The 22,926-nt window shown below is 42.4% G+C and carries 27 protein-coding genes; 9 read left to right on the top strand and 18 right to left on the bottom strand.

The window, feature by feature from the left end:
- Window positions 1-11 precede the first annotated feature (11 nt).
- The 5 genes from ACTG7Q_RS08325 to ACTG7Q_RS08305 form a co-directional block, all read right to left on the bottom strand.
- The gene (locus ACTG7Q_RS08325; protein WP_439242764.1) at window positions 12-1,190 is read right to left on the bottom strand and encodes an ATP-grasp domain-containing protein; all 1,179 of its coding nucleotides are present in this window, start codon (window positions 1,188-1,190) and stop codon (window positions 12-14) included.
- 133 nt (window positions 1,191-1,323) lie between these two features.
- Complete coding sequence (gene mreD / locus ACTG7Q_RS08320) at window positions 1,324-1,815, bottom strand: rod shape-determining protein MreD (protein WP_439242762.1); 492 nt, start codon at window positions 1,813-1,815, stop codon at window positions 1,324-1,326.
- Window positions 1,815-2,858: a rod shape-determining protein MreC gene (mreC, locus tag ACTG7Q_RS08315; RefSeq protein WP_439242760.1), complete on the bottom strand. Its 1,044-nt coding sequence runs from the start codon at window positions 2,856-2,858 to the stop codon at window positions 1,815-1,817. Before mreC ends, mreD begins: the two co-directional genes overlap by 1 nt.
- Before the next feature lie 76 nt (window positions 2,859-2,934).
- Entirely contained in the window at window positions 2,935-3,987 is a 1,053-nt protein-coding gene (locus ACTG7Q_RS08310) for a rod shape-determining protein (protein WP_439242758.1), read from the bottom strand.
- A gap of 180 nt (window positions 3,988-4,167) precedes the next feature.
- On the bottom strand, window positions 4,168-5,184 hold the full coding sequence (locus ACTG7Q_RS08305; RefSeq protein ID WP_439242756.1) for a LacI family DNA-binding transcriptional regulator: 1,017 nt from the start codon (window positions 5,182-5,184) through the stop codon (window positions 4,168-4,170).
- Window positions 5,185-5,402: 218 nt separating this feature from the next.
- On the opposite strand from ACTG7Q_RS08305, the gene ACTG7Q_RS08300 reads away from it, so the two are divergent.
- Genes ACTG7Q_RS08300 through ACTG7Q_RS08285 form a run of 4 tightly spaced genes read left to right on the top strand, consistent with a single transcriptional unit; the run spans window position 5,403 to window position 8,794 of the window.
- Window positions 5,403-5,672: a PTS sugar transporter subunit IIB gene (locus tag ACTG7Q_RS08300; RefSeq protein WP_439242754.1), complete on the top strand. Its 270-nt coding sequence runs from the start codon at window positions 5,403-5,405 to the stop codon at window positions 5,670-5,672.
- Between the two features lie 9 nt (window positions 5,673-5,681).
- Window positions 5,682-7,037 carry a PTS ascorbate transporter subunit IIC gene (locus tag ACTG7Q_RS08295; RefSeq protein WP_439242752.1) on the top strand — a complete coding sequence of 452 codons (1,356 nt, stop codon included), beginning with the start codon at window positions 5,682-5,684 and terminating at the stop codon, window positions 7,035-7,037.
- The gene (locus ACTG7Q_RS08290; RefSeq protein ID WP_439242750.1) at window positions 7,038-7,856 is read left to right on the top strand and encodes a transketolase; all 819 of its coding nucleotides are present in this window, start codon (window positions 7,038-7,040) and stop codon (window positions 7,854-7,856) included.
- The gene (locus ACTG7Q_RS08285; protein WP_439242748.1) at window positions 7,853-8,794 is read left to right on the top strand and encodes a transketolase family protein; all 942 of its coding nucleotides are present in this window, start codon (window positions 7,853-7,855) and stop codon (window positions 8,792-8,794) included. Before ACTG7Q_RS08290 ends, ACTG7Q_RS08285 begins: the two co-directional genes overlap by 4 nt.
- A 70-nt stretch (window positions 8,795-8,864) precedes the next feature.
- Here the strand turns inward: ACTG7Q_RS08285 and uvrA are convergent, their stop codons facing one another.
- Window positions 8,865-11,696, bottom strand: coding sequence for an excinuclease ABC subunit UvrA (gene uvrA, locus ACTG7Q_RS08280; RefSeq protein WP_439242746.1), 2,832 nt, complete (start codon window positions 11,694-11,696; stop codon window positions 8,865-8,867).
- 140 nt (window positions 11,697-11,836) lie between these two features.
- Between uvrA and ACTG7Q_RS08275 the strand changes: the two genes are divergently transcribed.
- The 5 genes from ACTG7Q_RS08275 to dld all read left to right on the top strand — a co-directional run bounded on the left by ACTG7Q_RS08275 (window position 11,837) and on the right by dld (window position 16,243).
- A complete protein-coding gene (locus tag ACTG7Q_RS08275; RefSeq protein WP_439242744.1) occupies window positions 11,837-12,337 on the top strand; it encodes a single-stranded DNA-binding protein in 501 nt (166 codons plus the stop codon).
- 70 nt (window positions 12,338-12,407) lie between these two features.
- A complete protein-coding gene (locus ACTG7Q_RS08270; protein WP_439242742.1) occupies window positions 12,408-12,953 on the top strand; it encodes a Sua5/YciO/YrdC/YwlC family protein in 546 nt (181 codons plus the stop codon).
- A 3-nt stretch (window positions 12,954-12,956) separates the two neighbouring features.
- Complete coding sequence (aroE, locus tag ACTG7Q_RS08265; RefSeq protein ID WP_439242740.1) at window positions 12,957-13,805, top strand: shikimate dehydrogenase; 849 nt, start codon at window positions 12,957-12,959, stop codon at window positions 13,803-13,805.
- Window positions 13,805-14,527, top strand: coding sequence for an MgtC/SapB family protein (locus ACTG7Q_RS08260; RefSeq protein WP_439242738.1), 723 nt, complete (start codon window positions 13,805-13,807; stop codon window positions 14,525-14,527). Before aroE ends, ACTG7Q_RS08260 begins: the two co-directional genes overlap by 1 nt.
- Before the next feature lie 33 nt (window positions 14,528-14,560).
- A complete protein-coding gene (dld, locus tag ACTG7Q_RS08255; protein WP_439242736.1) occupies window positions 14,561-16,243 on the top strand; it encodes a D-lactate dehydrogenase in 1,683 nt (560 codons plus the stop codon).
- A 160-nt stretch (window positions 16,244-16,403) separates the two neighbouring features.
- On the opposite strand, the gene rplQ is transcribed toward dld, so the two are convergent.
- The 12 genes from rplQ to rplF form a co-directional block, all read right to left on the bottom strand.
- Complete coding sequence (gene rplQ, locus ACTG7Q_RS08250; protein WP_439242734.1) at window positions 16,404-16,790, bottom strand: 50S ribosomal protein L17; 387 nt, start codon at window positions 16,788-16,790, stop codon at window positions 16,404-16,406.
- A 40-nt stretch (window positions 16,791-16,830) separates the two neighbouring features.
- Window positions 16,831-17,820 (bottom strand): DNA-directed RNA polymerase subunit alpha, encoded by a 990-nt coding sequence (locus tag ACTG7Q_RS08245; RefSeq protein WP_439242732.1) that lies wholly within the window; start codon window positions 17,818-17,820, stop codon window positions 16,831-16,833.
- A 31-nt stretch (window positions 17,821-17,851) separates the two neighbouring features.
- The gene (gene rpsD / locus ACTG7Q_RS08240; RefSeq protein WP_386687884.1) at window positions 17,852-18,472 is read right to left on the bottom strand and encodes a 30S ribosomal protein S4; all 621 of its coding nucleotides are present in this window, start codon (window positions 18,470-18,472) and stop codon (window positions 17,852-17,854) included.
- A 29-nt stretch (window positions 18,473-18,501) separates the two neighbouring features.
- A complete protein-coding gene (gene rpsK / locus ACTG7Q_RS08235) occupies window positions 18,502-18,891 on the bottom strand; it encodes a 30S ribosomal protein S11 (RefSeq protein ID WP_132302881.1) in 390 nt (129 codons plus the stop codon).
- A 16-nt stretch (window positions 18,892-18,907) separates the two neighbouring features.
- Window positions 18,908-19,264 carry a 30S ribosomal protein S13 gene (gene rpsM, locus ACTG7Q_RS08230; protein WP_386687887.1) on the bottom strand — a complete coding sequence of 119 codons (357 nt, stop codon included), beginning with the start codon at window positions 19,262-19,264 and terminating at the stop codon, window positions 18,908-18,910.
- Window positions 19,265-19,404: 140 nt separating this feature from the next.
- Window positions 19,405-19,518 carry a 50S ribosomal protein L36 gene (rpmJ, locus tag ACTG7Q_RS08225; RefSeq protein WP_012072236.1) on the bottom strand — a complete coding sequence of 38 codons (114 nt, stop codon included), beginning with the start codon at window positions 19,516-19,518 and terminating at the stop codon, window positions 19,405-19,407.
- Window positions 19,519-19,548: 30 nt separating this feature from the next.
- On the bottom strand, window positions 19,549-20,874 hold the full coding sequence (secY, locus tag ACTG7Q_RS08220; protein WP_439242729.1) for a preprotein translocase subunit SecY: 1,326 nt from the start codon (window positions 20,872-20,874) through the stop codon (window positions 19,549-19,551).
- Between the two features lie 7 nt (window positions 20,875-20,881).
- The gene (gene rplO / locus ACTG7Q_RS08215; RefSeq protein WP_439242727.1) at window positions 20,882-21,316 is read right to left on the bottom strand and encodes a 50S ribosomal protein L15; all 435 of its coding nucleotides are present in this window, start codon (window positions 21,314-21,316) and stop codon (window positions 20,882-20,884) included.
- Between the two features lie 4 nt (window positions 21,317-21,320).
- The gene (gene rpmD, locus ACTG7Q_RS08210; protein WP_132302876.1) at window positions 21,321-21,500 is read right to left on the bottom strand and encodes a 50S ribosomal protein L30; all 180 of its coding nucleotides are present in this window, start codon (window positions 21,498-21,500) and stop codon (window positions 21,321-21,323) included.
- A 6-nt stretch (window positions 21,501-21,506) separates the two neighbouring features.
- Window positions 21,507-22,007 carry a 30S ribosomal protein S5 gene (gene rpsE / locus ACTG7Q_RS08205; protein WP_132302875.1) on the bottom strand — a complete coding sequence of 167 codons (501 nt, stop codon included), beginning with the start codon at window positions 22,005-22,007 and terminating at the stop codon, window positions 21,507-21,509.
- 14 nt (window positions 22,008-22,021) lie between these two features.
- Complete coding sequence (rplR, locus tag ACTG7Q_RS08200) at window positions 22,022-22,375, bottom strand: 50S ribosomal protein L18 (RefSeq protein ID WP_439242725.1); 354 nt, start codon at window positions 22,373-22,375, stop codon at window positions 22,022-22,024.
- A gap of 13 nt (window positions 22,376-22,388) precedes the next feature.
- Window positions 22,389-22,922 (bottom strand): 50S ribosomal protein L6, encoded by a 534-nt coding sequence (rplF, locus tag ACTG7Q_RS08195; RefSeq protein WP_439242723.1) that lies wholly within the window; start codon window positions 22,920-22,922, stop codon window positions 22,389-22,391.
- Window positions 22,923-22,926: the final 4 nt, after the last annotated feature.

Here is a 22,926-nt window from a genome sequence, read left to right as displayed (position 1 = left end):
TTATTCCTGTCTTATTGTTTTTGATGTGCAAATTGCACGATTTCACGCATTTTTTCAATGCTGTCGGCACGGGCTAAAATACCATGTTCACCCATGATTTTAGCGAATACCCCCGGTACGGTTTGCACACTAATGATATTTTGCGCAAATTTTTCGCACACTTGCTCAATGCTGTGCGCATAGTTTTGGTTCGCTTTGCGTGAAATATAGACTACATTCCAAGGGTGAGTAATGTGGCTGTGGAATTTATTTTCTTTCACCACGTTGGCATATTCGGCGAACACATCAAAATCATTGGCGTAATTCCACATGTCAATGGTTAATCCACCCGGTGGGCGACAGTTGATTTCTAATGGTAAGAATTCACCGGTTTTTTTAGTGCGGAAAAATTCAAAATGGAAGAAACGCTCACGCACACCGAAAGCCTCAACGCATTGTTTGCCTAAGGCAATTAATTCTGGAGCAATCTCACGTGGCACATAGTAGAACATATCGCCATCTTTTTCGACCGTGTCTAATACCGCCTCAGAATATTCCAAGCTCGCATAGAACACGATATTTCCCTCGTGATCGGTTAATCCATCAAAGGTCACAATGTCGCCATCAATGAATTCTTCCATAATATATTCAACATGCGAATTTTTGTAACCAAAAAATGCCTCTAATTCCTCCGCACTTTTGATTTTATAGGTATCACTCGCCCCAACACCAGAGTTAGGTTTAATAATCACTGGGAATTTCAGTTTCTTAGCGAGTTTACGGGCCTCATCATCGTCATGGAACACTTGTCCTTTCGCCACTTTCAGCCCTGTTTTACGGAATACTTCTTTCATTTGTGCTTTGGTTTTAATGGCGAGCATATCGTCATTTTTATAACCAAACACATTAAAATCGGTACGCAATTTGGCATCCAATTCTAACCAATATTCATTATGGGATTCAACCCGATCAATACGACCATATTTATGCGCAAAATGGCCAACGGCACGATACACCTGATCGTAATCTTCCATATTATCCACACGATAATATTCGGTTAACGAATTACGTAAGTTTTCGCTCAGTTGTTCATAAGGGGTATCTGCAATCCCTAAGGTATTAATCCCTTTTTCTTTCATTCGCACCGCAAAGGTTTCGAAGTTAGTGGGAAAATGGGGAGAAATCATGACAAAATTAAGTGGTCTTGACATCGTGGGGTTTCCTCTCAGTTATCTATTTTTATGGGTTAACGGGAATTCTAAGCGAGTTTTGTTTATTTTGCCAATACATTTCGATGAAATCGGCTAAAAAATAGGATAAATTTTACCTTATCCCATTTTACGGCTATTCATTAATTTGTAATTTCAGGCGAATTTTACGTAATAATAAAAATACCCAAGGCCAAAGTAGTCCACTGATTAAGGCACCAAAAATTTCTTGCCATTGGAAAGTGGCGTTGTGAATTAAGCGTTCAATCACGAAAATGCCTAATCGAATACAGTACACCAATAGCACGATCAACAAGCTCTGCTGTAACAGGGATAAATTTCTGAGTAACGCATGATTTTTGGCCACCACGTACATAAAAACCGAGAGAACCAAGGCATGTATGCCCATCACCGAACCCAGCACTAAATCCCAAATGACCCCTAACACAAAAGCCGATCCAATGCTGACTTTTTCGGGGATGGATAATGACCAGTAAGTTAAGACTAACACTAACCAAGCTGGTTTAAAGCTCTGAAAACCTGCCGGCCAAGGGGCAATTTCCAACACTAATGCTACCACAAAAATACATAGCAACGTCATCACTTGCATGATAAAACGGGTATTCATTAATCTTCCTCCCGATGTTCTTTTAACTCTGGATCGGGTTGCGTATCATTTGAGTTCATTTCCACAGGTAAGGTTTCCGTGCCATTTTCTTCCGTCGCATGTGGCGTAGTTTGTTCTTGTTCCTCAACAGCTTTTTCTTTTTTCTGAGGTACATTTTGTAATCGTTGTTGTACCGCATTACGCACTTCTTCTGGTGACAAGGCTTGCACTTTGTGCATATCTTCCGCACTGGACCAAACTAATAACACATAGCGTAAACGCTCCAATGAGGCCAAGGGTTTGGCGCTGATCGTGGCAAAATAATTGGAACCATCACGAGAAACTTTGTCCACCACTGCGACAGGATACCCCTCAGGAAAACGTCCGCCTAAACCAGAGGTGACTAACAAGTCGCCTTTCACAATATCGACCGAACGTGGCACATTGTCCAAACTCAGTTCGTCCGCTCGGCCCGTACCACTGGCAATGGTTCGCACATCATTGCGCAACACTTGCACAGGAATAGAATGCGTCACATCCGTCAACAACAGCACACGAGAGGTGTCTTCACCAGCGGAAATAATTTGCCCCACCACGCCACGTTCATCAATCACCGGCTGACCGGCATACACACCCGCACCACGTCCCTGATTAATCACCACTTGCTGACGATAAGTGTCACTTTCTGCGGTTAATATTTCAGCAATTTTTTTGTATTCATCCGTGCGTAAGGGCGAATTGAGCAATAAACGCAGGCGTTGATTCTCCACTTTTAACTGATCCAATAATAACAAATCCGCATTCTTTTCTCGTAATTGATCTTTTAAGACTCGATTCTCAATTTGTAATTTATTGGTATCAATTAAATTATCCGAAACACTATCTAGCACCGTATGAGGGGTGTTGGCTAAATAATACAAACCGCCCACCAAGGTTTCCATGGCACTACGCACTTTAATCATGGCGTAACTTTGCCCATCAGACAGAATCAGCGCAATAGAGGCCATCACGGCGAAAAATAAACGCAGTCCAAGGGGAGGAGCTTTTCCAAAAATAGGTTTCATTGCCAGTCCAATACAAAGCAAAAAGTGCGGTGCAAAAATCGAAAATTTATCACCGCACTTTTTTTATCACAGGTTATTAAATATCATCACTAAAAATATCGCCACCGTGCATATCGATCATATGCAAGGCCTCGCCGCCGCCTAAGGCCACGCAAGTTAATGGATTATCGGCCACCACCACACGCACGCCCGTTTCTTTACTGACTAAATGCGAAATATTACGCAATAAGGCACCACCACCCGTTAACACAATACCGTATTCATAAATATCGGCAGCATGTTCAGGCTTACATTCTTCCAAGGCCGAACGAATGGCATCAATAATCCCTTTTAACGGTTGGCTAATCGCCTCTAACACATCACGAGAGGTCAATGTGAATGGACGAGGCACGCCCTCAGAAAGATTTAAGCCATGCACTTCCAATTCCAACACATCAGCATCCGATTCAATATAGGCCGCCCCAATTTCATGCTTGATACGCTCTGCTGTCGCCTCACCAATGATCGAGCCAAAGGTTTTACGCACATAAGAAATAATCGCCTCATCAAATTTATCCCCCCCAATACGCACGGAAGAAGAATAGGCTAAACCATTCAACGCAATGACCGCAATTTCAGTCGTACCGCCACCAATATCGATCACCATTGATCCCGTTGGTGTTGACACTGGCAACCCTGCACCAATCGCTGCTGCCATCGGTTCTTCAATTAAATACACTTCTCTCGCACCGGCACCAATCGCCGATTCTTTAATCGCACGACGCTCTACTTGAGTTGCCCCGGCTGGCACACAAATTAATACTCGTGGGCTTGGACGTAAAAAGTTACCGCTATGCACCTGTTTAATGAAATATTGCAACATTTTTTCCGTCACAAAGAAATCCGCAATCACACCGTCTTTCATTGGGCGAATGGCTTCAATATTATTGGAAGTACGACCGAGCATCATTTTGGCATCTTTACCCACCGCCGCAATACTACGTTGACCCGCACGCCCTTGACGAATAGCGACCACAGAGGGTTCATCAAGTACAATCCCTTGATCTTTCACATAAATTAATGTGTTTGCTGTCCCTAAGTCAATAGAGAGATCGTTGGAGAATAATCCCCGAATTTTTTTGAATAACATAAGAATTCCGCTAATAAAATGTTCGTTAAATAAGAGATAGAAAAATTATGCGTAATGTACCAAAAAATCGACAGTAATTACAGTGAAAATTAGTATAAAGACAGAATTAAATCATCTTTTGGGCTTTTGAGGTATGAATCTCATTAAAGAATGATTTTACGATGGGATCGAGAGACAATATTAACAGCTTTCTCTTACCGCCAATTTTGTTGGTATTTCAATCACTTTTGTCTGAGAACTCGGCACATCATCCTGTAATAAACGTTTAAGCATTTTACCTGCCTGATAGCCAATTTGTTCATAAGGAATCGAAATCGTCGTGAGTCTTGGATAAGATACCGTTCCCACATCTAGCCCTCCAAGGCTGGCGATGGCAATATCTTGTGGTACCGAGATATGACGGCGTTGTGCCTCATATAGGGCGCCACAAGCCAATTCATCCGACACAAAGACTAAGGCATCAATTTTTCCCCACAACAACAAAGATTCGCTGAATAATTTTCCTCCTGCGGAAAATGAAATCGGTTCAGCACTGTGCAACATTAAATGAGGGTTGATATGTTTGGCTAACAGCGTCGTGTGCCAACTGGCAAGGTATTGCTGAAAAATAGCCAACTCTTGGGTTGCTGATAACAACGCAATTTCTTGATAACCTTTTTCAACCAAAAAAGTCACCATTTTTTTCATGGCTTGTTTGCTATCAATACCGACATTAATATGCAAGGGATCTTGTTGGATAGAACCAATTTCTAAACAAGGCATGCCACTTTGTGTAATCCATTCCTTAGCATTGGCTGGGCAAGTCAAATTCAGTAACACAATCGCTAACGGAGAATGATTAATTAACTCTCGTAGCCAGTGTTTATTATCTGCAATCAGAATCACTAATTGCACATCTAATTCACGGATATTTTCTTGAAGTGCGGATAAAATCAAGGCATTTTCACGAGAAATCAAGGAATGTGTCACCACAACCAAATTACGAGAGGTGGCAGAGGCTAATTGACGGGCTGCAAAGTTCGGCACATAGCCCAGTTGTTGCACGGCTTGCTCAATTTTCTCACGCATTTCCTCAGAAACCAACGCTGGCTGACGTAACGCTCGTGAAACTGTCATCTGTCCGACACCCACGACTTTTGCCACATCGGCTAAAGTGACTTTTCCTGTTGTTTTGCGTGATCTTGTTATTTCTGCCATGTTATTACCCTAATTTTGTCTTGGGTATTATACAGAAAAGCCATCGGTTTTGCTGAAATTCATTTTTTTCTTACTGATATTTTGTGATCAAGATCACATTTTTGAACATAAATTTAAGAAAAAATGTTAACGCTATCACAATTTTGAAATTTGCTTATTGATAGCGTTAACATTGAATTATATAGTGACACTGATTTTTATTAACTAAGGAGTTTCCTATGAGAATAATGGCAGTCTGTGGCTCAGGGTTGGGCAGCAGTTTTATGATGGAAATGAACATCAAAAAAGTATTGGCAAAATTAGGTATTGAAGCGGAAGTGAATCATACGGATTTATCTTCGGTCACCCTGAATGATGCCGATGTATTTGTGATGGCAAGTGATATTGCCGCCAGCAGTAGTATTGATCCCGAACGGATTATCGTTGTAAAAAATATCGTGGGATTAAACGAATTTGAAGAAAAATTAACCGCATATTTTAACCGTTAGGAGGTTATGATGGACAGCGTACTCTTTTTTGTTTTAGATATTCTTAAAGTACCCTCTGTATTGGTGGGTTTGATTGCCTTGGTCGGTTTAATTGCTCAGAAAAAATCTGCGCCTGATATTATTAAAGGCACGGTAAAAACGATTTTAGGTTTCTTAGTTTTAGGTGGCGGTGCCACTGTGTTAATGGGATCTCTCGCCCCACTTGGCGGTATGTTTGAATACGCCTTTAATGTGCAAGGCATTATCCCAAACAACGAAGCCATTGTGTCAATGGCGATTGAAAAATACGGTACAGCGACAGCGTTAATTATGGCATTTGGGATGGCTGCCAATATTATCGTGGCTCGTTTCACACGGTTAAAATTTATCTTTTTAACAGGTCATCACACATTCTATATGGCTTGTATGATCGGTATTATCTTAACCGTGGTGGGTTTTGAAGGCGTGCAACTAGTGTTTGTGGGTTCCTTGGCGTTAGGTTTAGTGATGGCGTTCTTCCCTGCCTTAATGCACCGTTATATGCAAAAAGTGACAGGTAGCAATGATGTGGGCTTTGGGCATTTTGGCTCACTCGGTTATTTCTTATCTGCGGTGATTGGTCAAGCAGTGGGCAAAAATTCCAAATCGACGGAAGAAATGAATTTACCGAAAAATTTGAGTTTCTTGCGTGATAGTTCCATTTCTATCTCATTGACAATGTTGGTGATTTATTTCATTTTAGCCATTTCTGCTGGTAGTCAATATGTGGAACAAAACTTAAGTGGCGGTCAACATTTCTTAGTGTACTCCACTATTCAAGCCATTACCTTTGCCGCTGGCGTTTACATTATCTTACAAGGGGTTCGCTTAATTTTAGCGGAAATCGTTCCAGCCTTTACAGGGTTCTCTGAAAAACTGGTACCTGACGCTCGTCCCGCATTGGACTGTCCGATTGTGTTCCCTTATGCTCCTAATGCGGTGTTAATCGGCTTCCTTTCTAGCTTTGTGGGCGGTATTGTCGGCTTGGCGTTGTTAGGTCAACTGAATTGGGTGTTGATTTTACCTGGTGTAGTGCCACACTTCTTCTGTGGTGCAACTGCAGGCGTATTTGGTAATGCCACAGGGGGCAGACGGGGGGCTGTGCTTGGAGCATTTGCACACGGTTTATTGATTACGTTCTTGCCTGTATTCTTATTGCCAGTATTAGGCAATCTCGGCTTTGCCAACACCACGTTCAGTGATGCAGACTTCGGTGGGGTCGGTATTTTATTAGGCTATATGGCTCAATATTTGTCTAAAGAAATGATCATGGGCGTGATTGTGGCAATCTTTGTGGCGTTGGTGGCGTACAACTACGCTGTCAAACCCAGCAAAAAAGGAGCGTAAATGAACACGCAAGCAATGCAGGCGTTGGCGAAAGACATTCGCATCGCCTTGCTTAAATCACTCACGCATCTTGGTTTCGGGCATTTCGGCGGTAGTCTATCCATTGCAGATGTGTTAGCAGTACTCTATGGTGGCGTGATGAAAATTGATCCAAAACGCCCTGATTGGCAAGAACGGGACTATTTCGTGCTATCCAAAGGACACGGCGGTCCTGCCCTTTATGCCACATTGGCATTGAAAGGCTATTTCCCTGAACAAGATTTACTGACCTTAAACCAAAACGGGACAAATTTTCCGAGCCACCCTGATCGCTTAAAAACTCTTGGGGTAGATGCCACCACAGGATCGCTCGGGCAAGGGATTTCCATTGCCACAGGGATTGCCTTATCGCACCAATTACGTCAACTGCCAAACCGCACATTTTGTATTGTGGGGGATGGCGAACTCAACGAAGGGCAATGCTGGGAAGCCTTTCAATTTATTGCTCACCGTAAGTTAACCAATTTAACCGTCATTGTCGATTACAACAAACAACAGTTAGATGGTTCGCTTTGTGACATTATCAATCCCTTTGATTTGGAAGCAAAATTCCGTAGTTTTGGGTTTGCCGTGGAAACCGTAAAAGGGACGGATATTGAACGACTTTATCAAGTGCTAACACAAAAAACGGATCGACCATTAGCCTTGATTTTAGACAGCAAAAAAGGGCAAGGGGTACCTTATTTGGAGAATTTGCCAAATTGCCACCATTTGCGTTTAGATCAACAAAGTCGTGCAGAAATTGAAAACGCCATTCAACAGTTGGAGATGAGCCGATGAGTCAGCGAGAAAAAGATCCGCAAGAAATGCGGAAAATTTATGCGGAAACCATGCTCAATGCCATGCAAAACAATCCCAATATCGTGCAATTAGAAGCGGATTTGATGAGTTGTATGACAATGGATAAAGTGCAAAAAATCTTGCCAAATCAGGTGATTAACTGCGGTATTATGGAAGCCAATGTAGTCGGTATGGCAGCAGGATTATCCTTAGCAGGTATGATCCCCTTTGTGCATAGCTTTACCGCATTCGCCAGTCGCCGTTGTTTTGATCAATTATTTATGGCGTTGGATTATCAAAAAGCCAATGTCAAAGTGATTGCTTCGGATGCAGGGGTAACAGCGGTGCATAATGGCGGTACACATATGTCCTTTGAAGATATGGGCATTGTGCGGGGTTTGGCTCATTCCACCGTATTGGAAGTGTCAGACGGCACAATGATGAAAGCGATCATTAATCAATTAATGGATTTAAAAGGCTTTTATTGGGTACGTACGATTCGTAAACAAGCGGTGAAACTCTATGCAGAGGATGAACAATTTACTATCGGCAAAGCCAAGCGGTTACGCCAAGGCAAGGATATTACGCTCATTGCCAACGGCATTATGGTCGCCGAAGCCTTAGATGCCGCCGATAAATTGGCAGAACAAGGCATTGAAGCCACGGTGGTGGATATGTTCACCTTAAAACCGCTGGATGTGGATTGCGTGATTGATTGTGCTAAACGTACAGGCAAAATTGTCACTTGCGAAAACCATAGCATTACCAATGGATTAGGTTCAGCGGTCGCAGAAGTGTTGGCAGAACATTGCCCAGCACCAATGCGAAGAATCGGGATTCAACAGCGTTATGGGCAAGTGGGAACGCAAGATTTCTTAATGCAAGAATATGGTTTAACGGCGGAGCATATTGTGCAGAAAGCGTTAGAGTTAATCTAATATGTAATCTTAAAAAGGGATTAAAATTTGATTTTAATCCCTTTTTTACTAACCAGTTTATTTATTATCACTAGGCAGTTTTCAAAATATCTTTCAAAAATCTCGCCGTATGCGATTTTTTGTCTTGAGCCACCTGTTCTGGCGTCCCCACAGCGATAATTTCACCGCCACCGCTACCGCCCTCAGGCCCGAGATCCACAATCCAGTCAGCCGTTTTGATCACGTCTAAATTATGCTCAATCACCACAATCGTATTGCCTTGATCACGTAAGCGGTGTAACACTTCCAACAACTGTTTGATGTCAGCAAAATGCAAGCCCGTAGTGGGTTCATCCAGAATATACAAGGTTTTGCCTGTATCTCGCTTAGACAATTCGGTGGCTAACTTCACTCGCTGAGCCTCACCACCTGATAAAGTAGTAGAAGATTGCCCTAAGCGAATGTAAGACAATCCCACATCCATCAACGTTTGCAATTTACGGGCAATCACTGGAATAGCGTCAAAAAATTCCCGAGCCTCTTCCACCGTCATATCTAGCACTTGATGAATGGTTTTTCCTTTGTAGCGAATTTCCAAGGTTTCACGGTTGTAACGTTTACCTTTGCAATGATCGCATGGCACATAGACATCAGGCAAGAAGTGCATTTCCACTTTTAACACGCCATCTCCTTGACAGGCCTCGCAGCGTCCACCTCGTACGTTGAAACTAAAACGCCCCACGTTATAGCCCCTTGCTCGGGCCTCGGGTACGCCTGCAAAAAGCTCACGAATAGGGGTAAATAAGCCCGTGTACGTTGCAGGGTTTGAACGTGGGGTACGTCCAATCGGGCTTTGGTTAATATCGATCACTTTATCGAAATACTGCAAACCATCAATGGATTCATAAGGGGCAAAATGAATATTATCTGCCCGATTTAACGCATTCTGTGCCAATGGGAACAAGGTATCGTTAATCAAGGTGGATTTACCCGAACCAGACACGCCTGTGATACAGGTAAACAAGCCAACGGGAATTTCTAAATTCACCGATTTTAGGTTATTGCCCGTCGCACCGTTTAAACGCAGGATTTTATCGGGATCAAGTGCGGTGCGTTTTTTCGGAATTTCGATTGTTTCTGCGCCCGATAAATATTTCCCTGTAATGGAGTGGGGGTTCGCCATAATTTCTTGGGCGGTGCCTTGCGCAATCACTTCACCGCCGTGAACACCTGCGCCGGGGCCAATATCAATAATATGATCCGCCGCCCGAATCGCATCTTCGTCATGTTCCACTACGATCACCGTGTTACCTAAATTTCGCAAGTGAATCAAGGTGTTAAGCAAGCGTTCATTATCTCGTTGATGCAAACCGATAGAGGGTTCATCTAACACATACATCACGCCCACTAAACCTGCACCGATTTGACTGGCCAAACGGATCCGTTGGGCCTCACCGCCTGACAGGGTTTCAGCGGAACGGGAAAGGGAAAGATAATTTAAGCCCACATTGACTAAGAAAGACAAGCGTTCTTTGATTTCTTTGAGAATTTTCTCGGCAATTTGGGCTTTTTGCCCGACTAACGCCATTTTCTCGAAAAACGCCAAGGCCTCGCCAATACTCATCTCTGACACATCAGGCAAGTTAGTTTGTCCAATATAAACATGACGAGCCTCAGGGCGTAAACGGGATCCGCAACAATCCACACAAGGACGTGTACTGATATTTTTCGCCAATTCTTCTCGCACTGACATGGATTCCGTTTCTTTATAACGGCGTGCCATATTGTTTAAAATACCCTCAAAGGCATGACGGCGAACCACCGTATCACCACGATCATTTAAATACGTGAACTCAACTTCTTCTTTGCCAGAGCCATGCAACACAATATCACGTACTTTTTTAGGCAATTTTTCAAACGGCATTTCCACGTCGAAATGATAATGTTTGGCCAAAGAGGTGAGCATTTGATAATAATAGAAGTTACGGCGATCCCAGCCTTTCACTGCTCCGCCTGCCAAGGAAATAGACGGATTTTGTACGACCCTTTTTTCATCAAAAAATTGTTGTACGCCCAAACCATCACAAGTTGGGCAAGCCCCCGCTGGATTATTGAAAGAAAATAACCGCGGTTCTAATTCTGGTACGGAATAACCACAATGTGTACAGGCAAAATTGGCCGAGAATACCAGTTCTTCAGCGTTATCGTCATCCATACTGGCCACAACGGCAACACCGCCAGATAGCTCCAACGCCGTTTCAAAAGACTCTGCCAAGCGAGTGGCTAAATCGGCTCGGACTTTAAAACGGTCGATAACCACTTCAATCGTATGTTTCTTTTGTAATTCTAGGGTTGGCGGATCCGATAAATCACAAATCTCACCGTCAATTCTTGCTCGAATATAGCCTTGTGCCGCAATTTGATCGAGCAATTTAACATGTTCCCCTTTGCGGTTTCGCACCACGGGGGCAAGCAACATCATTTTGCTTTCCTCGGGCAAGCTCAACACCTTGTCCACCATTTGCGAAATAGTTTGCGCTGTCAGCGGTTCGTTATGGGTTGGGCAGCGAGGTTCACCGACACGGGCAAATAATAAGCGTAAATAATCGTGAATTTCCGTGACTGTCCCCACCGTAGAACGGGGGTTGTGGGAAGTGGATTTCTGCTCAATAGAAATCGCTGGCGAAAGCCCCTCAATGCTATCTACATCAGGCTTTTCCATTAAGGATAAAAATTGACGGGCATAAGCCGATAGGCTTTCCACATAGCGGCGTTGTCCCTCTGCATAAAGCGTATCAAAAGCTAGGGAGGATTTTCCTGAACCAGATAATCCGGTAATGACAATCAGTTTATCCCGTGGAATAGTCAGATTAATATTTTTTAAATTATGGGTTCTTGCCCCTCGGATGTCGATTTTGTTCATTGTGAGTATCAATAAAAAGTGAAATTTTGGAAAGCATATCACAAAATTAAGAATCTGTTAAAATAACCAGTAAAAAATCTAGATTTTTTTTTTATTTTAGGGCAAAATACAGAGTAATTTAATAGTCAATCGAGGAAATTATGGCTGGAGTAAACAAAGTTATTATTGTGGGGCGTTTAGGAAATGACCCTGAAATTCGGACAATGCCAAATGGTGAAGCCGTGGCGAATATCAGCGTCGCCACCAGTGAAAGTTGGAACGATAAAAATACCGGAGAACGCCGTGAAGTCACGGAATGGCACCGCATTGTGTTTTATCGCCGTCAAGCCGAAGTGGTCGGTGAATATTTACGCAAAGGTTCCCAAATTTACGTGGAGGGGCGTTTAAAAACCCGTAAATGGCAAGACCAAAACGGGCAAGATCGTTACACCACGGAAATTCAAGGGGATGTCATGCAAATGTTGGATAGCCGTAATGCTAACCAAGGCGGATTTAATCAAGATAATGGCGGGTTTTCTGGACAACAATCTGGTGGCTACTCACGCCCAACTCAAACACCACGCCAACCACAACAAATGCAAAAAGCCCCACCAGCCGCAGAGCCACCGTTGGATAGTTTTGATGATGATATTCCATTCTGAATTACAATAGTGAATAAAGAAACGCTGGTTCGTGCTAGCGTTTCTTTTTTATTTAAACCAATACAATTATATGAACAGATTAGTCAATTTATTAAAATCCGAACAGGTCATTGCTTATCCAACCGAGGCGGTGTTTGGTTTAGGTTGTGATCCCTTAAGCCAAAGTGCGGTGGAAAAGTTGTTAGTTTTAAAGCAACGTCCAGTAGAAAAAGGCTTGATTTTGGTGGCGCCAGAGTTGGATTTTCTTTTGCCATTTATTGAAACCAAAGATTTTACGCCACAACATTGGGCAAGATTACAAGCACAATATGCTCGCCCAACGACTTGGGTTGTGCCATCTCGTGCCGAAGTGCCCGCATTCCTCACGGGGAAATTTGACAGCATTGCTGTGCGTTTATGCCGTCATCCGGCGGTAGTACAATTATGCCAAGCGACGGGCCTTGCTTTAACGTCAACCAGTGCGAATTTAACGGGGTTGCCCCCTTGTAAAACAGCCGAAGAAGTGCGGTCACAATTTGGTGAATATTTTCCAGTGGTCGATATGCCGGTGGGTGGGGCTAAAAATCCGTCAGAAATTCGAGATTTATTGACGAATCAAATTGTTAGACAGGGATAAAATATGCCACAAAATACCGTTATTGCTCCTCATACTCGCGCCGTTGATCGCTATGCGGTTTGGGGTAACCCTATTGCCCAAAGCAAATCACCTCAAATTCATCACTTTTTTGCCCAACAAACGGGACAAATAATGCAATATGATGCGCTGCTCGGTGATGAGGTTCAGTTTGAACAACAGCTCCTCGACTTCTTTGCACAAGGGGCGAAAGGCTGCAATATTACCGCCCCTTTTAAACAACGTGCTTATCAGCTTGCTCAGGTTTACAGTGAACGTGCATTAACAGCGGGAGCTTGTAATACATTGAAAAAGTTGGAGAATGGCGATCTCTATGCAGATAACACGGACGGGGCGGGGTTAGTCAGTGATTTACAACGTTTAGGTTGGTTAAGACCCCATCAAACGTTATTAATTTTAGGTGCTGGTGGCGCAACCCAAGGGGTATTGTTACCATTGTTGCAAGCCAAGCAACATATTGTGTTGGCCAACCGAACCTTGGAAAAAGCGCAGGATTTAGCCGATAAATTTGGCCAATATGGTCAAATAAGTGCGGTGCAATTAACCGACATTTCGGTGCAACCGTTTGATGTGATAATTAATGCAACGTCATTGGGCTTACAAGGAAAAACGGTGCCCATTGCGCCAGAACTGTTGTCATTGGCGCATGCTGTTTATGATATGCAATATGCAAAACAAGGCGATACGCCCTTTTTGGCATGGGCAAAATCCCTTGGTGTGAAGAACATGAGCGACGGTTTTGGGATGTTAGTGGGACAAGCTGCTCATTCGTTCGCCTTGTGGCGAGGTATCATGCCAGAGATAAATAGATTAATAGAACAAGAGATAATCTAATGGAAAATATACAAGCATTATTTTTAGCGGTGATTAATTCATCACATTTCATTATTTTAATGAAATTATGCGTTGCCATGTGTCTCGGCGGTATTATCGGTTTAGAGCGGGAATTGAAACGTAAACCTGTCGGGGTCAAAACCTGTGTGATTATCTCAATTACCACCTGTATTTTGACCATTGTGTCGATTCAATCGGCGGAATATTATGCGGAAGTGTCGCAAAATATTCGTACCGATCCCATGCGATTAGCGGCACAAGTGATTAGTGGTATCGGTTTCCTCGGGGCGGGGGTAATTTTGCGTAAAAGCAATGATGCGATTTCTGGCTTAACGACGGCGGCAATTATTTGGGCAGCGGCGGGGATTGGTATTGCCTCGGGGGCGGGTTTCTTTTTTGATGCAATTTTGGCTACCATGATGATCTTCATTGCGATTCGCTTAAGTCCGATTGTACAGCGTTATGTACAACGTCATCGTCCCGCCGACATTAAAGCGACCCTCACCGTCCACTTGAACGATATGGCGGGTATTAATAAAATCAAAGCCTTATTTGCACAACAGCATTGTGATATTGAAGATATGAATATCAAAGATTTATATCATGGGGAAATTAAATTGGTGTTACGAGCAGATTTAGAGGATAAAGAAATCTTGCATCATCTTTATGGTGAAATTAAACTGATCCCTGAAGTCTTAGGGGTGGATTTGGAAAGTAAATAAAATACGCCGTGATTATTTTAACGAGGGAACCTTATGTCAACACAACTTATTCAGCAACTTCATCAAATTGTCGGTAAACATTATGTGATCACCGATCCGGCCAAAAATGAACAATATCGTAGTGGCTATCGTTTCGGATCTGGCAAAGCCATTGCCGTCGTTCGTCCCGCTACGTTAGTGGAATTTTGGCAGGTACTCAAAGCCTGTGTAGAGGCAGATGTGATCGTTATTTCACAAGCCGCCAATACAGGGCTGACAGGCGGTTCAACGCCGAGTGGTGATGATTATGATCGGGATATTGTGATTATCAATGCCATGCGAATTAGTGGCATTCAGTTGATTAATCAGGCGGAACAAGTGGTCTGTTTACCTGGTTCAACCTTGAATGAACTGGAATTATTACTTAAGCCTCATCAACGTGAACCGCATTCCGTGATTGGTTCTTCTTGTATTGGCGCCTCGGTGATCGGGGGAATTTGTAATAATTCTGGTGGGGCGTTGGTGCAACGAGGTCCAGCTTATACCGAAATGTCCCTGTTTGCTCAACTGGATGAAAAGGGTGAGCTAACTTTACATAACCATTTAGGGATTGATCTGGGTAGCACACCAGAAGAAATTTTACAAAATTTACAAACGGGACAATATCAACCTGAACAAGTACATCAAACGGAAAAACGGGGTCATGATCATGCTTATTGTCATCATGTGCGTCAGGTCAATGAAGATAGTCCTGCCCGTTTTAATGCGGATCCTAACCGCCATTATGAGGCCTCGGGTTGTGCGGGCAAATTAGCGATTTTTGCAGTGCGACTTGATACTTTTCCCTTAGAAAAAGACACCGCCGTTTTTTATATTGGCACCAATCAAACCCAAGTGTTAAATGATATTCGTCGCCATATGCTCGCTGAATTTCAACAACTGCCAATTTCGGGCGAATATATCCATCGAGATGCCTTTGATGTGGCGGCAGAATACGGTAAAGATACGTTCTGGGTGATTAAAAAATTTGGCACGCATCGTCTTCCTGGGCTATTTGCGCTAAAAGCCAAAGTGGATCGGTTGGCGAAAAAAATAGGATTACAGGACTTTAGCGACAAACTCCTGCAATTCGGCTCAAAATTTATTCCACAACATTTGCCTGATAGTTTGCGTCAATACCGTGATAAATACGAACATCACTTAATTGTGAAAATGGGCGGCAAGGGGATTCAGGAGGCACAAGAATATTTAGCCCGCTATTTTGCAGAGAGCGACAAAGGCGGTTATTTTGAATGTAATGCACAAGAAACACAAGCCGCTATGTTGCATCGTTTTGCTGTCGCCTCTGCGGCCATTCGTTATCGTGCCATTCATGCGGATGAGGTAGAAGATTTAGTGGCGTTGGATATTGCATTACGTCGTAATGATGAACAATGGTTTGAAACCTTGCCTGAGGAGATGAACCAGAAAATTAGCCATAAGCTCTACTATGGTCATTTTATGTGCCATGTTTTCCATCAAGATTATATTGTGAAAAAAGGCCATAACTGCCATCAATTAGAAGAAGATATGTTAGCGCTACTCGATCAACGTGGTGCAAAATATCCAGCGGAGCATAATGTGGGACATTTATATGAGGCCAAACCGGCTCTCCGTCAATTCTATCGTGAGTTAGATCCAACCAATAGTTTCAATCCGGGCTTAGGTAAAACCTCAAAGAAAAAATATTGGGCATAAAGCAAATAGGAAAAAATAAGCAAAAGTGCGGTGAAAAAAATGTCTTTTTTTCACCGCACTATTTTTGTTCTATTTTATCGGCAAAGTACATTTCAAATCACTTCAACGCTAAAAAAGAAAAAGCTCACTAAACGTGAGCTTTTTAGGTATTAATTTTAGATTATTCCGCAGCAGCTTCAGCTGTTACTTCAGGGCGATCTACTAACTCAATGTATGCCATTGGAGCGTTATCACCTGCACGGAAACCACATTTCAAGATACGGGTGTAACCACCAGCACGTTGAGCAAAACGTGGACCTAATTCATTAAATAATTTTGCAACAGTTTCAATGCTGCGTGTACGAGCGAAAGCTAAACGGCGATTTGCTACGCTGTCTACTTTTGCTAATGTAATTAACGCCTCAACTACACGACGTAATTCTTTTGCTTTTGGCACAGTTGTTTTAATGATCTCGTGACCAATTAATGAACTTGCCATATTGCGGAACATCGCTTGGCGATGACTACTATTACGGTTTAGTTGACGACCACTCTTACGATGGCGCATGACCTTATCCTTCTCAGAAAAATCTTAACCTAACTGACCATTAATCTTCAGCAATACTTGCTGGTGGCCAATTTTCAAGGCGCATACCAAGTGAAAGACCACGTGAAGCGAGGACATCCTTAATTTCGGTAAGTGATTTCTTACCAAGATTAGGTGTTTTTAATAACTCAACTTCAGTACGTTGGACTAAGTCACCGATATAATGAATTGTTTCTGCTTTCAAACAGTTAGCAGAACGAACTGTCAACTCTAAGTCATCAACAGGACGGAGTAAAATCGGATCAAATTCCGGTTTCTCTTCCTTGACTTCTGGCTGACGAACATCTCGCAAATCAACGAATGCATCAAGCTGTTCCGCTAAAATTGTTGCAGCACGACGAATTGCTTCTTCTGGATCAATAGTACCGTTGGTTTCTAACTCGATAACTAATTTATCTAAGTCAGTACGCTGTTCAACACGTGCGGCTTCTACATTGTAAGCAATACGGTCAACAGGGCTATAACAAGCATCTACTAACAGACGACCAATTGGACGTTCTTCATCCTGAGCATGTACACGAGCGGAAGCAGGCACATAGCCTCGACCACGTTGTACACGAATACGCATATTAACAGACGCATTTTCATCAGTTAAATGACAAATTACATGTTCAGGATTTACGATTTCTACATCACCATCGTGGGTGATGTCAGCTGCAACAACAGGGCCAATTCCAGATTTGTTTAGTGTCAGAAATACATCATCTTTATTCTGAACTGTAACCGCTAGGCCTTTTAAGTTTAGAAGTACTTCAAGAATATCTTCCTGAACCCCTTCTTTACTACTGTACTCATGCAATACGCCTTCAATTTCTACTTCAGTGACAGCACAACCTGGCATTGAAGATAAAAGAATACGACGCAATGCATTACCTAGAGTATGGCCGAAACCACGCTCTAACGGTTCTAAGATCACTTTAGCGTGTGTTGAGCTAATTTGCTCAATATCCACTAAGTGTGGCTTTAAAAATTCTGTAACAGAACCCTGCATTTTATCCTCTCTTTGCTTGTAAGCTTAACTATTATTTAGAGTAAAGCTCAACGATCAGATGTTCGTTAATGTCTGCTGATAAATCAGAACGTTCAGGAACACGTTTGAACACACCTTCCATTTTTGCAGAATCAACTTCTAACCATGTTGGTTTTTCTTTTTGTTCTGCCAATTCCAATGATGCTTTGATACGAGCTTGCTTTTTAGATTTCTCACGCACAGCAATCACATCATCAACGGAAACTTGGAAAGATGGAATGTTTACAACACGACCATTTACTACAATCGCTTTGTGGCTCACTAATTGGCGAGCTTCTGCACGAGTGGCAGCAAATCCCATACGATAAACAACGTTATCCAAGCGACCTTCTAATAATACTAAGAGGTTTTCACCTGTATTACCTTTTAAGCGGTTCGCTTCTTTATAGTAATTACGGAATTGACGTTCTAAAATACCGTAGATACGGCGAACTTTTTGTTTTTCACGTAACTGACTACCATAGTCAGATAAACGTGGTTTGCGAGCACCGTGTTGACCAGGTGCTGTATCAATTTTACATTTAGAATCGATAGCACGCACGCCTGATTTAAGAAATAAATCAGTGCCTTCACGACGGCTTAGCTTGAGTTTTGGACCCAAATATCTTGCCATTTTCTTTCTCCAATTATCCTAACGTCAGATTAAACACGACGTTTTTTCGGTGGACGACAACCGTTATGAGGAATCGGAGTCACATCTGTAATGTTCGTGATTTTAAATCCTGCTGCATTTAATGCACGGATTGTTGATTCACGACCTGGACCCGGACCTTTAACCATAACTTCCAAGTTCTTTAAGCCAAATTCTTTGACGACTTCAGCACAACGTTCAGCAGCGACTTGCGCAGCAAACGGAGTTGATTTACGAGAACCACGGAAACCTGAACCACCTGCGGTTGCCCATGCAAGAGCGTTACCTTGACGGTCAGTAATAGTTACGATTGTGTTATTGAAAGATGCGTGAATGTGAGCTACGCCATCTACAACTTGTTTTTTTACACGTTTACGTGCACGAACTGGTGTTTTAGCCATTAATCTTTACCCCGACTTATTTTTTGATCGGCTTACGTGGACCCTTACGGGTACGCGCATTAGTTTTAGTACGTTGACCACGTACCGGTAAACTACGACGGTGGCGTAAACCACGATAACAACCTAAGTCTAATAGACGTTTGATGTTAAGTGTTACTTCACGGCGTAAGTCACCTTCAACGGTAAATTTACCAACTTCGTCACGCAGTTTATCAATCTGCTCTTCAGACAATTCTCTGATCTTAACGCTTTCAGCAATACCTGTTGCAGCACAAATAGCTTGTGCGCGGGTTTTACCGATACCATAAATTGCTGTTAAAGCGATTACAGTATGTTTATGATCAGGAATGTTAATGCCTGCAATACGGGCCACTATGCACTCCTATTTTTTTAACTAATTGGTATATTGATCTTGAAAAGCCCGTTTCAGGATACTCAAACAATATACCAAGGACATAAATGAGCTGAGCAGTATAACTGCTCAACTGGTTCTTTGCAAGAAAAATTTATCAATTAACCTTGACGTTGTTTATGTTTAGGGTCAGTACATAATACACGTACTACACCTTCACGTTTCACAATTTTACAGTTACGACAAATTCTCTTTACGGAAGCACGAACTTTCATTGCTTATCCTTTCTTTATAAAATGGACAACTTATTGTCCAAAACCTTTAAGGTTTGCCTTTTTCAACGCAGATTCATATTTGGTTGACATTAAATGACTTTGAATCTGCACGATGAAATCCATAATTACCACTACAACGATTAACAAGGATGTCCCACCAAAATAGAATTGGACGTTCCAAGCTGACATCATAATGTAAGGAACTAAACATACGAAGACAATATAAAGACCACCCACTAATGTGAGACGAGTCATAATTTTATCTATATAACGAGATGTCTGTTCACCTGGTCTAATTCCTGGGATGAATGCTCCAGATTTTTTCAAATTATCGGCTGTATCACGAGGATTAAATTGCATTGCAGCATAGAAAAAGCTAAAGAACATAATTGCTGCCGCATAGACGATCAAATAAATCGGCTGACCTGGTTGTAACATTAACGATAAATTCGTTAACCATTCCAAGCTAGAACCCTCACCAAACCAAGATGTAATTGTTGCTGGGAACAAAATAATACTGGAGGCAAAGATAGCTGGAATAACACCGGCCATATTGACTTTTAACGGTAAATGGGATGAACCCCCACCTAATATTTGACGACCTTGCTGACGTTTAGCATATTCTACTTTCACTCGACGTTGTCCTCGTTCAACGAACACAACGAAATAAGTGACTGCAAATACAATGACGGCAATCAATAAAAGAACTAACGGATGCATCTGCCCTTGACGAGCCTGCTCAATGGTTTGACCAATCGCTGCTGGAAGACCCGCAACGATACCTGCAAAGATAATTAATGAAATACCATTACCAATTCCACGTTCTGTAATTTGTTCACCTAACCACATTAAGAACATGGTTCCTGTGACAAGGCTAATGACTGCGGTGAAATAGAAACCAAAACCTAAGTTAGGAACAAGGCCTGGTAACATACTTGGTAAACCGGTTGAAATCCCAATCGCTTGTAATGTGGCAAGTCCTAACGTTGCATAACGTGTGTACTTACTCATTTTACGGCGACCAGATTCACCTTCTTTCTTTAATTCGTTTAATGCAGGATAAACCGTGGTCAATAATTGAATGATAATAGAGGCCGAAATATACGGCATAATACCTAACGCAAAAATTGACGCACGGCTTAATGCACCACCAGAGAACATGTTAAACATCTCAATGATGGTGCCTTTTTGTTGTTCAATTAACTGAGCTAATACGGCTGCATCAATACCAGGAACCGGAATGAAAGAACCAATACGGAAAACGATTAGTGCACCTAATACAAAAAGCAATCTACTTTTAAGTTCACCTTTACCGCTTTGAGTACTTCTACTTTGATAACCTGGTTGCTTAGCCATCTGTTAATTATTCCTCGATTGATCCACCAGCAGCTTCAATCGCTGCTTTAGCACCTTTAGTTACACGTAAACCACGAACTGTGACGGCACCTTTCACTTCACCTGCTAAAATGATTTTAACAAATTGAATATCTTTGGTGATTAAGTTCGCTGCTTTAAGTGAATCTAACGTGACAACATTGTCTTCGACTTTAGTTAAATCATTCAAACGAATTTCAGCGGTGACCGCTGCTTTCATTGATGTAAAACCAAATTTCGGTAAACGACGATATAAAGGCATTTGACCACCCTCGAAACCACGACGAACACCGCCGCCAGTACGAGATTTTTGACCTTTATGACCACGTCCACCCGTCTTGCCTAGACCTGAACCAATACCACGACCTAAACGCTTAGCACTGTGCTTAGCACCTTCAGCCGGAGATAGAGTATTTAAACGCATTCTCTTACTCCTCCACTTTAACCATATATGAAACTTGGTTAATCATACCACGTACAGATGGAGTATCTTCCAACTCAACGGTATGACGAATATGGCGAAGACCTAAACCTTTCAATGTGGCTTTATGCTTCGGTAAACGAGCAATTGAGCTACGAGTTTGAGTTACTTTAATAGTTTTAGCCATAATTCATTACCCCAAGATTTCATCAACGGTTTTACCACGTTTAGCGGCAACCATTTCTGGTGATTTCATATTTGCAAGAGCATCAATTGTTGCTCGAACAACGTTAATTGGGTTAGTTGAACCGTATGCTTTAGATAAAACGTTACGTACACCTGCCACTTCTAATACGGCACGCATTGCACCGCCCGCGATGATACCTGTACCTTCGCTAGCTGGTTGCATAAATACACGAGAACCCGTATGAACACCTTTAACAGGATGTTGTAATGTACCTTCATTTAAAGCGACGTTGATCATGTTACGACGTGCTTTTTCCATTGCTTTTTGGATCGCTGCTGGAACTTCGCGTGCTTTACCATAACCAAAACCGATACGACCGTTACCATCACCTACTACGGTTAACGCAGTAAAGCTCATAATACGACCACCTTTTACGGTTTTTGATACACGGTTTACCGCGATTAGCTTCTCTTGCAGTTCACCAGCTTGTTTTTCGATGTTTGACATCTCAATTTCCTCTATTAGAACTGTAGACCAGCTTCACGAGCAGCGTCCGCTAAAGATTGGACACGACCATGATACTTAAAACCGGAACGGTCGAAAGCCACTTCTTTCACGCCTTTCGCTAATGCACGTTCAGCAACAGCTTTACCCACTACTGCAGCGGCATCTTTGTTACCGGTATATTTTACTTGCTCACTAATTGCTTTTTCTACTGTTGAAGCAGCGGCAAGCACTTCTGAACCATTCGGTGCAATTACTTGTGCATAGATATGACGTGGAGTACGGTGAACCACTAAACGAGTGACACCTTGCTCTTTCATCATATAACGAGCACGAGCTGCACGACGGACACGAGCTGATTTCTTATCCATAGTGTTACCTTAATTATTTTTTCTTAGCTTCTTTAGTACGTACAACTTCGTCTGAATAACGAACCCCTTTACCTTTATAAGGTTCAGGTTTACGGTATGCACGAATATCTGCTGCCACTTGACCGATTAATTGTTTGTCAGCACCTTTCAACACGATTTCGGTTTGAGATGGACATTCTGCAGTAATACCTGCTGGTAAAGTGTGCTCGACAGGATGTGAAAAACCTAAGCTCAAGCCAACAACGTTGCCTTTTACTTGTGCTCTATAACCCACACCGACGAGTTGTAATTTTCTTGTGAAACCTTCGGTAACACCAATAACCATTGCATTGACTAACGCACGTGCAGTACCTGCTTGTGCATTCGCACCCACACTACCATCACGTGGTGCGAAAGTTAATGCACCATTATCTTGTTTAACTTCAACTGAGTTATGAATGGTACGAGTTAACTCGCCATTCTTACCTTTCACTGTTAATAGCTGGCCGTTAAGTTTTACCTCAACACCGGCAGGAACAGTTACAGGTGCTTTTGCAACACGAGACATTTTT

Origin of the sequence: Lonepinella sp. BR2474 (assembly GCF_051851555.1) — a bacterium.
In the GTDB taxonomy this organism is placed as follows: Bacteria; Pseudomonadota; Gammaproteobacteria; order Enterobacterales; family Pasteurellaceae; genus Lonepinella.
This window is presented reverse-complemented; position numbering and strand designations above follow the sequence as displayed.